Genomic DNA, 13,146 nt, shown 5'->3' on the forward strand with positions numbered 1-13,146 from the left:
ACTTGAATTACCCATTTAAATAAAAAAAGGAAGTTTACGCCCCTTTGTAAAGGCTAAAATTTCATTTCCTTTAAAAATTATAAGATATTAGGCTTTTAATCAGTCAATAATTAGCTAAAATTATGAAAGGTAACGTTACCCATACTTTATTTGCAATCGTTTTTATAGGTTTATATTCCTGTCAGGATGACAAATATGCTGAAGCCCTCAGTCCGGAGGAATCCATTGCTACATTTGATATTCATGAAAATTTCGAAGTAAAACTATTTGCTTCTGAACCCCATATAAAGGATCCAGTAAGTTTGGTTTTTGACGAAAAAGGAATTGCTTACGCTGTGGAGATGCCTGATTATCCTTACAAACCTGAAGAAGGCAAAGGAAAAGGGGTAATAAAAAGGCTGGAAGATACTGATGGGGATGGGATCATAGACGCCTCTACTGTATTTGCAGAAGGATTGGCTGATGCAACCTTCTTAATGCCTTGGAAAGGTGGGCTACTGGTAACAGCCGCACCTCATATTTATTATTTAAAAGACGACAACGGTGATGGAGTGGCTGACACGAAGCGGCCGATTTTTTCAGGTTTTTTTGAAAATAATTCAGAAGCACAAATAACCAACCTCCGTTTAGGTATTGACAATTGGGTCTATGCTGCAAATAATGGACAGCGAAGTGATGTTACCTATGTCGAGGCTCCTGGTGAAGGACCTTTGGAATTAAGAGGCGCAGATTTTAGATTTCGATTAGATAAAGAATTGTTTGAGAAGGAAAGCGGTACGGCACAGTTTGGTCAAACATTTGATGATTGGGGAAATAAATTCTTCACTCAAAACACACTTCATATCCAACAAACGGTAATCCCAAGCAGGTATCTCGAGCGACATGGGAAATTGTCAAGCAGTTCAGTAAATTATAACATTTCAGACCATGAGCTTGAAATGTTTCAGATCACTCCTCCCCCATATTGGAGAGCAGAACGTACTCGAAGGAGAAATATACAATATCAAGAACAAGAGCTAGACAGAGTAGAATATGCTGAAGATCATTTTACTGGTGCCTCAGGAGGAACAGTTTATGATGGAGGAAGCTTTCCCGAAGGCTTTAATGGAAATGTTTTCACAGGAGATGTTGCTGGCAATTTAGTACACAGAGATATTATTGTTGCCGACAAAAATAGTCCTACGCTAATTGCAAAAAGAGCGACAGAGGAAGTAAGCAAAGAGTTTATTGCTTCTACGGATCCTTGGTTCAGACCAGTTGGTTTTACTGTAGGCCCTGATGGCGCACTATTTTTGGTGGATTTTTACAGACAACACATCGAAACACCTGTTTCGATCCCTGATGACCTGAAAGAAGACATGGATTTCATGCATGGAATGGAGCATGGAAGAATCTATAAAATTGTTCCTAAAACAGGAGTCTCTACAGCTCAAGTTCAAGATTTTTCTAAAATGGATGCAGAAACGCTAGTTTCTCACCTGGCCAATAAGAATGGCTGGTGGAGAACGACTGCTCAAAGAATGATATTGGAAAGTCCAAAACCTGAATATGTGCCCCTACTAAAAAAATTAGTGACCAATGAAAGTCCCAATGCGCAACTTCATGCATTGTATTTGTTGCAATCAATGGGTGCTTTGGAGGAGAGCATGGTAGCCCTTGCTTTAGAAAGTACGAATTATGGTGTTAGAAAAAATGCATTGATTCTTGCTGAAAACTTCCCTAATTTAAAAGAAGAAATTGCAGCAAAAATCAATGATGAATCCCCAATTGTAGCCCTCCAAGCAATTCTTAGTTTAGGTAATTTTGAGGATGATTTCACCACAGACCAACTTGCTAAGGCCCTGGTAGAAAAAGGAGAAAACAAATGGTTCAGGCTTGGCGTTTTAAGTTCAAACGTAGGATCAAGTGAAGAGATATTGAAAGTTCTACATGACGATTACAAGTTTTCTGAAAATGAAGCCGCTTGGAAGGAAGATTACCTGAAAGAAGTAAATCATATACTTGTAGGTAAAGGCGAAAGGGCTAAAGCAGAATAATTAAAATATTTCATTTGGATTCTCACTGGAAGTGAATTGATTTTCACTTCTAAGTCCACTTAATTTCATTAATTAGCACCACCGCACATTAAGTATGAATAGAAGAAAATCAATAAAAACCCTATTAGCTTCTACTGGAGTAGTGTTTTTCATGACCCAATGTGGAAAGCCACAGGAAGAGTACAAACTGGAGAACATAAGCGACTGTTCCGACCTCACTGGGCTGAGCGAGGAAGAAATAGCCAAAAGAAAAAGCTTGGGTTATGAAGAAAAATCACCTTTAGAGGATGACAATTGCAACAATTGCCAATTGTATTTGCCTCCCACAGCGAAGCGTAAATGTGGCGGATGCCAATTGTTCAAAGGACCTGTAAACGCTGATGCTTATTGCACTTATTGGGCTCCTAAGGTATAATTTGTATTAAGTGAATTCTAGGACTTTGTACGTACACTCAGTCCATAAAAAATCACCTGCTTATTCCACAAGCAGGTGATTTTTTATTTGAAAGCTGCTTTAGGGAGGAATACAACATTGACTCTAACCCATGAAGAAGGGGCTAAACAGAGCAAAAATAATTATTTCCAAAGAGGCGGCTCAATTAATAAATACCAGCAAAGGTTCTCTATTTCAAGAGGAATTTTATATATTCAAACTAAAAATAACGCCTCTTTATTTTAACTCAAGATGAACAGATTAGTCGTATTATTAGATTTTTCCCCGTATACTCCTACTCAATTGAGATTGGCTTGTAGTTGGCAAGAAATATTTAATCTGGATTTGGTTTTTGTCCATAAGATGGATGGAATAGCCCCTACCCTCCCTATTTCTAATAAAAAAGAAATAAATGAAATCATTGAATTTAATAAGAAAGAGTCAAATACTAAATTTTTGAAATGCCTTGAAGAAGGGGCCCTTTCCCCAGATAGCAATAAGACGAGTTTTGAAGCTGTTTCCAGCCAACTTGCTCACTTTCTGGAGGGATTTCTTAAGCCAAATGACATCGTATTATTGGGATTGAAGGGGACTGGTTTTTTGAAAAAAATATTAATAGGAAGTACGGCAACAACTTTAATAAATCATCTAAATCACTTAATAATAGCTGTTCCTCACACAATAGATAATACAGTGCCTAGGAAGTTGGTACTATCATGTCAGGAGAAGCACCCTGTTAATGAAACAGCACTAGATGCTATACTAAAAACGGTAGGAAAGGAAATAAAAGAAATAGAATTATTAACCATAATCGAAAACAAAAAAGAATTAGAGTCAAGCAATCAATACCTGGAGCAAATGAGATCCAAATTAGGTGGTGGCTATAAGTATAAAATCAGTATTTATGAAAACAAAGATGCCTTTGGGGAGATTAAAATGAGGTTTAGTAAATGCTTGGATGATTTTATCGTCTTACAGAAAGGCTCCCGAAATCTAGATGACAAACTATTCAGAAGGTTTTTTATTAATGACCTGATCCATGATGGAAACACCCCTCTCATTATTCTACCTACGCCTGATTGATTTGACCCGAAACATGCAATAGACTTACTGTTCCATGCTTCGGGTTAAAAATAGGGGGGATATTACCAGGCTTTCTATTTGATGAGAAACGAATTTCTATTAGCTTCATTAATATATTGTCTGAATACAATTAATTAAAACCTTTCAAATAGGTTTTAAAGCTTTTAAGATTGGTCTCCTCATCTATCAAGACACACTCAATTCCAGCCATTTCACAAAAATCCTCTAAAACTTCTACTTTCAAATTCTGGCTAAAACAAGTATGGTGCGCTCCACCAGACAAAATCCAGGCTGTGGCAGCACTTTTAAAGTCGGGCTTGGGGCGCCACATTGTACGGGCAACAGGTAATTTTGGGAGGCTTTTAGGAGGTTTCACTGCCTCTACCTCATTCACCACCATTCTAAACTTATCGCCAAGATCGATCAAAGAAGCGTTTAGGGCTGAACCAGCCCCACCATCAAAAACCAATCTCACTGGATCTTCCTTACCTCCGATTCCCAACGGGTGAATTTCACATCGAATGGCTCCCTCAGCCAGCCCCTCATCTACTTCAAGCATGTGGGCACCTAAAACAAGTCCACCCTGTTCTTTAAAATCATAAGTGTAATCTTCCATAAAAGCATTCGTGCCTGAAAGTCCTGTCCCCATTACCTTCATTGCACGGACCAAGGCCATTGTTTTCCAATCCCCTTCACCAGCATATCCATAACCAGCATTCATGAGTCGTTGCACTGGCAGACCTGGAAGCTGCTTCATTCCATGTAAATCCTCAAAAGTATTGGTGAACCCTTTGAACGAGCCTTTCCTTAAAAAGTGTTTCAAACCTAGCTCAATCCTTGCTGCCTCCAAAAGAGAGGAATGCATGGGCCCAGCCTCTTTTAATTCCTCAGACAATTTATAGGTGTTGGTATAGGTCTCCATGAGTAAATCTATTTCCGCATCATTCACCTCACTTATTTCTTTTACCAAGTCACCTACCCCATAGGTGTTTACCGCAAAGCCAAATTTAAACTGGGCTTCCACCTTGTCTCCTTCGGTGACAGCTACCTGCCGCATATTATCACCAAAGCGTACAAATTGCGCGCCTTGCCAATCATCCCATCCACATGCAGCCCTACTCCAATGATCAATTTCTGTATGGACCTCAATGTCTTTCCAGTGACCAACTACCACCTTTCTCGATATTTTCATTCTGGTGCAAATAAAACCAAATTCCCTATCCCCATGAGCACTTTGGTGCAAGTTCATATAGTCCATATCGATGGATTCCCATGGAATACTTTCACCAAACTGTGTATGCAAATGAAGCAAAGGCTTATTAAGTATTTTAAGTCCGTTGATCCACATTTTGGCTGGAGAAAAGGTATGCATCCAAGCCATCAAACCAACACATGCCTGATCTCGGTTTGCATCCAGAAATACCTGTAGAATTTCTTCCTGGGTGGTCACTACTGCCTTAAACTTTATTGTGACTGCAATGGTATTCCCTTTATTAAAATGATTGCAAATGGTCTGCGAATGTGCAGCTACTTCCTTTAATATATCTTTTCCATACAAATGTTGGCTTCCCGTGAGAAGCCACACCTCTTTTTGTTTCAAATTCATCCTTTTAAATTAAGTATAGGATACTGTTTTAACAAAATTTCTAGAAAAATTCGAGCTTAAAATTAAATCCTAAATTTCATTTTTACATATTTGTCATCCTAACATCAGTTACTCCCCTCATAAAATGGGCAAGTACCAAGCTGTGTTCATTGCAATTTGCACCATTTATATGAAATTCAGAAAAGGGATTCCGTTCAATTCATTACTTCTTTTAAGCGATATTTATTAAACCCTTTAATAAACCATGAATAATTACAAAGAACTAAAACGAGATTGTTATAATGCCAATATGGAGTTGCCTAAGCTGGATTTGGTGTTATACACTTTTGGCAACGTTAGTGCAGTAGACAGGGATCAGGGAGTATTTGCCATTAAACCAAGCGGGGTACCCTATGAAACCCTACGTGAGGAGGATATCGTAATTGTCGATTTTGAAAACAAAGTAGTGGAAGGAAAAATGAGACCTTCATCGGACACGAAAACCCATGCCTTTTTATACAAAAACTGGGAACATATTGGAGGAATATGTCATACCCATTCCTGCTACGCTGTTTCTTGGGCCCAGGCACAAATGGACATACCTCTATTTGGAACCACCCACGCCGATCACAACACCAGTGACATACCTTGTGCACCTCCAATGAGCGATGCCAATATCGCAGGAGATTATGAACACATGACCGGCCAACAAATTCTGGATTGTTTCAATGAAAAAAAAATATCTTATAAAGAAGTAGAGATGGTGCTTATTGGTAATCATGGACCTTTTACCTGGGGAAAAGATGCCAATAAGGCAGTTTACAATAGTAAGGTTCTTGAAGAAATTGCCCGAATGGCCTATTTAACTCTACAAATCAATCCAAATGCACCTCGTTTAAAAGAAGCTTTGATCAAAAAACATTATGAACGCAAACATGGTGAAGGTGCATATTATGGACAATAGCGTGCCTGAACTTAAATGCAATAGCATCTCCTAATATTGTTTGCAAAAAGAAATTTCAAACCAAGACCTAAATTCAGTTAGGCCTCTAGAAATGGCTTTATTACCCTTCTATCAATCAAAGTCCTTTCCTATTTGAGCTTTTGAAGGGTTATAACAAGAAAGCACTATTTTGGTCGAAATAAAAATAAAAACCTCCGAGACATTGTCTCGGAGGTTTGAACACTTAAAAAAACCACCAACCTTTAATTAAATCTAATCAACTGCTCTTGCGAACAGCCGTATTTAATTTGTCTGCCAATAAATACATGACAGGTACTACTATTAACGTTAAAAAGGTCGCAAAGGTTAGACCAAATATTACAGTCCAAGCCATCGGCCCCCAGAAATCTGCATTGTCCCCTCCTATATAGAACTTAGGATCAAAAGAAGACAGCAAACCATAAAAATCAATATTCATCCCTATTGCCAGTGGAATCAAGCCCAATACTGTAGTTACAGCTGTTAGCAATACAGGTCTAAGTCTCGTTTTCCCCCCTTTAACTATACTGTCTAAAAGATCTTCCTTTGAAAGATTTTCTTCTTCAGAAAGATTTAATTCATCTCTTTTTCTTGAACGAATCAGGTCTGTATAATCTATCAGTACGATCGCGTTATTTACGACTACTCCAGCTAACGAAATAATTCCTATTCCTGTCATGATAATGACAAAATCCATGTTAAAAATTACCAGTCCCAAAAACACACCAATGGTACTCAGAATTACCGATGCCATGATAATGAAAGGAGTTGTAATAGAGTTGAACTGGGCCACAATAATTAAGAAAATTAAAGAAACCGAAATCAATAGTGCCCTTGTCAAGAACTCGGCAGATTTTGCCTGTTCCTCTTGTTCACCTGTGTAACTAAGTGTAATGCCTTCTGGAACCTCAAAATCTTGTAATAACCGCTTAATTTCGTTGTTTATCTCAGTGGCATTGAATCCATCATTTACATTTGAAAAAATGGTAATCACCCTTTCTAGGTCTTTTCTCTTAACAGAACCATAAGTGGAGCTGTATTCCAATGTTGCTACGGAAGAGATCGGTATTTCTTTTTGATTGCCAAACTTATCTCTAAAGCTTATTTTCTTGTTTAACAAGGCATCAATATCGTACCTAAATTTATCTGCCAACCTGAGCTGTATGGGGTAATCATCTTCCCCCTCCTTAAATTTGGAAACTTCCAAGCCAAAAAGAGCCGTTCTCAATTCATTGGCAATGGTCGCCGTTGAAAGACCAAAACGCCTTGCTTTTTCCCTGTCTATATCCAGTATCAATTCAGGGTTACCTAACTCAAGATCAGTCTTTAATTCCTCTATGCCTTGAATTCCTGATTCATTGATATGCTCTCTAACCGAATTGACATAGGTTATAAGTTTTTCAAACTCTTCACCAGACACTTCTATATTAATAGGTTTACCTACAGGAGGTCCATTCTGCTGTTTCCCAACAGTTAGTAATACCCCAGGATATCCTTCAGCCAATCGCCTGATTTTCTCCATAATCTCATTGGTATTGATCCCTTCTCTGTATTGGTACTCCTCAAACCCAATAGTAACTTTGGCTTTGTGAGGAGTTGAGGCTTGACTTGGCCCCTCCATTGGGTCAGCCGTTCCTTCACCTATCTGAGTAATCACAGATTCTATGATTTCATCGTATGGATTCAGAAGTTTAAAAAGATCATCTTCAAAAGATTCAACAAACTTATTGGTAGAGGTTATGTCCGTACCAATAGGCTTTTCTATATAGATGCTTATTAAAGTAGGCTGATTGTCAGGAAAGAACAAGATTTTAGGTGCACTTACCGCAAGTAAAAACAATGACATAATCAATAATACCACAGTACCTCCTAAAAACACAATAGGCCAAACGCCTTTTAATGCAAAGTAAAGCGTCTTTTCGTAAAAATTTTCTAAACGAACCAATAATACGTTCTGAAACCATTTAATGGCTTTTCGTAAAAAGAAAACATTAAAAATAACCAATAGGGCAGCAAGGAAAAGTAAATTTCCAACGGCTATCCAGGCAATAAAATAACTTATTATAGCCAGGGTGGTCAGAACCGTAGCTACAATCATAGGTTTCTGAACAGGCTTTTCCTTATCCACGTCCTGAATTTTCATAAACAATGCTGTCAATACAGGATTGATCACAAGTGCTACAAATAATGAAGAGGACAAAACGATGATCAATGTAATAGGAAGGTATTTCATGAACTCCCCTATGATGTCATCCCAAAAGGCCAATGGCAGAAAAGCAGCCAATGTAGTAGCCGTAGAGGTGATAATAGGCCATGCAACCTCTCCTACTCCCTCCTTTGCAGCTCGCACGGCAGACTTACCTTCCTGCATTAAACGGTAAATGTTCTCTACCACAACGATACCATTATCCACCAACATACCTAAGGCCAAGATTAATGAAAACAATACCATTAGGTTTAGCGTCACCCCTAATGAGTTCAGCACTAAAAAGGAGATGAACATGGATAATGGGATGGCAATCCCAACAAAGAGTGCGTTCCTAAAGCCTAGGAAAAACATCAAAACCAATACCACGAGTATTACACCGGAAATTATACTATTTTCCAAGTTATCGACCTGGGAACGAGTCGCTTTAGACTGATCATTCGAAATCGTAACTTCTAAATCTTCAGGGAATTTATTAATTTTAACCTCTTCAATAAGCGCTTTGATCTTATCAGAAGCATCTAATAAATTTTCGCCACTTCTTTTTACCACATTGATCGTCACTACAGGAAGCATTTTACTTCTAGCAAAACTTTCACGTTCCTTAAAAGTATCGTCCACCTCAGCCACATCCCTAAGGTAAACGATATTGTTATTTTCGATTTTTACAATTACATCCTCAATCTCGAGAGGATTAGTAAATTCTCCGTCAATTCTAAGGGTTCTCCTGTAATCTCCGGATAAAATATTACCCCCTGAAATCGTTACATTTTCATCTGAGACTGCACCTGAAATGTCTGAAAAAGTGACCCCAAGTGCTTCCATTTTATAGAGATCTGCATTAATTCGAATCTCTCGTTCAATGGTACCACTCAAGTCTGCACTTGATATTTCAGTTAATTTTTCTATCTCGTCCTCTAAATACTCTCCATATTTTTTAAGCTCTTGCTCTGTGTAATTCCCTGAAATATTTACATTCATAATAGGGAACTCCGATGTATTCACTTCCAAAACATCAGGATCTCTATCCAGGTCATTTGGCAATTCACTTTTTGCCTTATCCACAGCATCCTTTACATCCTGAATGGCTTTGGATATTTCCACATTGGGATTAAACTCAACTACAATAGATGAAAAATCCTGAATAGAGGTAGAACTGACATCCTTAAGGTTATTTATCGATTTCAACTCTTTTTCAATTGGCCTTGAAATCAGGTTTTCCATGTCAACTGGTGAGTTTCCCGGATAGGCTGTACCAACATAAACCGTTGGAATCACTATTTCCGGAAAACTTTCTTTTGGCATGGTCCTGTAGGCAAACATCCCGAGGAAGGTAATGATCAGTGTAAGTATTACCACACTTGTTCTGTTGTCAACAGAAAGTGAAGATATCCCAAATTCCCTGATTACTCCTTTTTTCTTGTTTTCTTCTGAAGCCATATTCTAATTAAGATGAGACGTTTACACTAAAGTTATCTCCTACTTCTCTAAATCCTTTATCAATAAGCTCCTCAGACCCAGTAAGACCACTAGTGATTTCCGTTTTGCCATCGTATGTCATTCCTCTTTCAATGTATTTTTTATGGGCTACCCCATTATCAACTACAAACACATAACTCCCATTATTGTCTTTTAAAATCAAATAAGATGGGACGATTACTGCATCTTCAACACTGTAATCCTGAATATTTAAAACCGAAATCATATTTGGTTTAACTTTATCCATTTTAGGTAAAAAGACTTCAATCTTAAAAGTTCTGTTGTCTGGATTGATTACCTTTCCAATGGCCGTCACTTTGGTTTTTAAGGTTTTATCAATGGATGGGAAATAAATGCTAACCGAATCCCCCTTGTCTAGAATTCCTACATACCTTTCAGAAATATCACCTTCAATGAAAAGGTCATCTTCACCGACAAAGTTGAGTACTGGTGATCCTGGCTGAACCAATTCGCCCACCCTAACGATGAGCTCTTCTACAGTGCCATTGAAAGGCGCACTTATGGCACTTCTGTCTTTTTGAAGCTCAATGGAAGACAGGTTTTTTTCAAGCGTTTCTTTTCTGTTTCTAGCCTCTAGCAATTGAATTTCAGTTCCTATTTGCTGGTCCCAAAGTCTTTCTTGTTTTTCATAAATCGTAGTGGCCAGTTCAAGCTGCGTTTTGATTTCATCAAGGTTCCTTTTAACAGATTCCGCATCTATTCTGGCAATGACCTGCCCTTTTTTCACCGACATGCCTTCACGGGTCAAAATCTCCTCTACCCTACCTGACACTTCAGCACTGATATTGACATTCTTTTTGGAAAGAACAGAGCCTGTCACTTCCACAAAATGATCAAATTTCCCATTAACAGGTTTCAATGTGGTCACAAGAACTGATTTTCTTTGACTTTTTCGGAATTCAGGATCCAATGTGGCTATTTCCTGTTCCAACTCCTGAATCTTTATTTTTAATTCTGCTGATTCAGATTTGAATTCATCCAATTGGCTTTTCTTGGAAGAAAGTTCATCCTCTTGCTGTCCACAAGAAAACATCCCCAGCATTAGGGAAAGGGTTAAAATCTTAAGTGTATTTTTCATAAACATGTATAATCCTTTTCTTATTTTAATATTCCCAAAGCTTTTTCTAAATCAACTCGTGCAATAAATGTATCGTATAGTGCAGAAAAATAATTCGTTTCCGATTCTTTTAGGGTAGCGTCAGCCTCTACAACTTCCAGGTTTGAGCCTACTCCTTCTTGGTACTTTATCTTAGCCATATCAAATACTTCTAAAGCTAAATCTCTATTTTCTCGCTGAACTTCCAACTCCTCTAAACTATTTATTAAATTTTGTTTGGCTTGGAACTTCTCAAGTTGGATATTCTGTATCGTAAATTCTTTCTGAACTTCAAGTTGCCTCATTTGCACCCTGTTTTGTTGGATTTTATACCTTTTGGTAAATCCATCAAATATTGGAATTTCCAAAGTAACGCCTAGAATTGAACCTGTAAACCAGTCACCTGACCATAGCTTAGAGAAATTTCCACCAAAAGCATTCCTCTGAAATGTGTAATTGGCATCTAGGCGAGGCATGTACTGAATTTGATTGTTTTTCAAATCTAAAACTGCTAAGTCATAATTGGTATTAATTTGATCCACCTCTATTCTTTGTTGCCCTTCTTCATTTAATAAGCTTTGGGTATCCAAGTATTGATTGAAATCCCCAAGGTCATTGGCCAATGCAATTTCTTTTTCTTCTGGAAATCCCATTTGTAATTTCAATAAAGCTTTACTCACGCTAGTAGAAGTTTTGGCTTTATTTAATTCTGTCCTGATATTGTTGTTTTGAACTTTTATCCTTGTGACATCAATTTTTTCTGCAAATCCTTCTTCGTACAAAACCTCTGTTTCCTTCAAAAGATTATCTAAGCGATTTAGATTGGCTTGGATTAAAGTCTCACGCTCTCTACTCACCAAAACTGAAAAATAAGCCTTTTTCACGTTTTCAATTACTTGAAGTTCTGTAAAGGCCTTGTCAAATTCCACCAATTGCTTGTAAGTTTTTGCCGCCTTTAGCCCTATGAAGTAAGATCCGTTAAAGATCATTTGACTTACAGTGGCCGTCAGGTTGGCGGAATAGATGGGCGAAAATTGAATTCCTACAAATGTTCCTACAGGAGCTTCCGGATCTAGAAATTGAGCAGGGAATGGGGAAATAGGTACCTCGAGGTTTTTAGTAGCATTGACCCTTGTGGTAATTTGTGGTAAGCCTTCTGCTGTACGTTCTCCAATTAATCCTTTTGCAGCTTGTATTTCTAGACTGGCAACCCTGGCCTCAGCATTGTTTTCTAATGCAAAGTTCACACTTTCTTCTAAGGTAAAAGTCACTTGCTGGGCCTGAGCATCCGTAAACCAATGGCCAAAAACCCAAATTGCCACGGTGAAAATAATCGGTTTAAAATTCATAAAATTAAAATTCCTGTGTTTGTAGTTTCTTATAATAATTAGACCTTCCCTGGTCTGTAAGAATTCCATGTATAAAATGATCTAAAATCGCCAACTGACAATCAAGGAAACTGCTATCAGCGTTGGAGTAATTAGTGAAAAATGTATTGGTAATCTGATCCATTCTCATGAGTGCCAATAACTCCGAATTGATTTCCTTTCTGAAATCCCCAGATTGTTTTCCCTGATCCAAAACCATTATTATGTTCCGAAGTACTTTTTCTGTTTTGAATTCATTTACCTTCTGCCAACAATTAGGGTAAAACCTTTGTATTTCTTGCATTAACAATGGATTCATGCTTGTAAACGTTTCCCTTAAGTACCTGGTCATTCCAAACAAATGATCAATAGCACTATCGTCCATAGCCTCCATCTCATCTAAATCACACTTATAGTCGCAAATAATCGCCTCTATAGCTGCATTTACCAATTCTTCTTTACTAGAGAATTCTTCATAAATTGTTTTTTTAGATACCCCTGAAAGTCTGGCAATTTCATCCATGGTAACCGCCCTGATTCCATAGGTTAGGAAATTTCCTAATGCTAACCGTATAATTTTTTTTCTTGTCTCCAACTAATTGTATTATAAACCTAGGCAATAAACTAGAGAAACTCTTAAAAGGTTCAGAGTTTTTTCAGCTAAATCTATTTTTTTTTGGTACAAAATTCTTTACAGTACAAAGGAACTCTGTCTATTTTGAAAAAATGCTATATTAAATTGGGCTTTTAAAAATTTATCTCAATCAACACTGAAGACAAAAAGAGCGAAAAATTCAGATTCTCACTTCCTATCATTGTCCATTTTCTCGTTTAAGTAAGATATCCTACATAAACCCT

Annotated in this window: 9 protein-coding genes; 4 read left to right on the forward strand and 5 right to left on the reverse strand. The window is 37.7% G+C overall.

From position 1 onward, the window contains the following. The first annotated feature begins 122 nt into the window (after positions 1-122). From AAC073_RS15685 to AAC073_RS15695, 3 genes are all read left to right on the forward strand, one after another. Positions 123-2,036 (forward strand): PVC-type heme-binding CxxCH protein, encoded by a 1,914-nt coding sequence (locus AAC073_RS15685; RefSeq protein ID WP_339924733.1) that lies wholly within the window; start codon positions 123-125, stop codon positions 2,034-2,036. Positions 2,037-2,130: 94 nt separating this feature from the next. After that, positions 2,131-2,451, forward strand: a complete 321-nt coding sequence (locus AAC073_RS15690; protein WP_339924734.1) for a high-potential iron-sulfur protein — start codon at positions 2,131-2,133, stop codon at positions 2,449-2,451. 270 nt (positions 2,452-2,721) lie between these two features. Then, a complete protein-coding gene (locus AAC073_RS15695; RefSeq protein ID WP_339924735.1) occupies positions 2,722-3,552 on the forward strand; it encodes a hypothetical protein in 831 nt (276 codons plus the stop codon). 130 nt (positions 3,553-3,682) lie between these two features. Here the strand turns inward: AAC073_RS15695 and araA are convergent, their stop codons facing one another. After that, on the reverse strand, positions 3,683-5,158 hold the full coding sequence (gene araA / locus AAC073_RS15700) for an L-arabinose isomerase (RefSeq protein WP_339924736.1): 1,476 nt from the start codon (positions 5,156-5,158) through the stop codon (positions 3,683-3,685). Between the two features lie 244 nt (positions 5,159-5,402). Between araA and AAC073_RS15705 the strand changes: the two genes are divergently transcribed. After that, positions 5,403-6,101, forward strand: coding sequence for an L-ribulose-5-phosphate 4-epimerase (locus AAC073_RS15705; protein WP_339924737.1), 699 nt, complete (start codon positions 5,403-5,405; stop codon positions 6,099-6,101). A 256-nt stretch (positions 6,102-6,357) separates the two neighbouring features. On the opposite strand, the gene AAC073_RS15710 is transcribed toward AAC073_RS15705, so the two are convergent. The 4 genes from AAC073_RS15710 to AAC073_RS15725 are packed head-to-tail and all read right to left on the reverse strand — an operon-like array spanning position 6,358 to position 12,883. After that, on the reverse strand, positions 6,358-9,765 hold the full coding sequence (locus AAC073_RS15710; protein WP_339924738.1) for an efflux RND transporter permease subunit: 3,408 nt from the start codon (positions 9,763-9,765) through the stop codon (positions 6,358-6,360). Positions 9,766-9,772: 7 nt separating this feature from the next. Continuing rightward, positions 9,773-10,903: an efflux RND transporter periplasmic adaptor subunit gene (locus tag AAC073_RS15715; protein ID WP_339924739.1), complete on the reverse strand. Its 1,131-nt coding sequence runs from the start codon at positions 10,901-10,903 to the stop codon at positions 9,773-9,775. 20 nt (positions 10,904-10,923) lie between these two features. Continuing rightward, entirely contained in the window at positions 10,924-12,270 is a 1,347-nt protein-coding gene (locus AAC073_RS15720; RefSeq protein WP_339924740.1) for a TolC family protein, read from the reverse strand. Between the two features lie 4 nt (positions 12,271-12,274). Then, on the reverse strand, positions 12,275-12,883 hold the full coding sequence (locus AAC073_RS15725; RefSeq protein WP_339924741.1) for a TetR/AcrR family transcriptional regulator: 609 nt from the start codon (positions 12,881-12,883) through the stop codon (positions 12,275-12,277). Positions 12,884-13,146: the final 263 nt, after the last annotated feature.

The organism is uncultured Cyclobacterium sp. (assembly GCF_963977555.1).
Lineage (GTDB): Bacteria > Bacteroidota > Bacteroidia > Cytophagales > Cyclobacteriaceae > Cyclobacterium.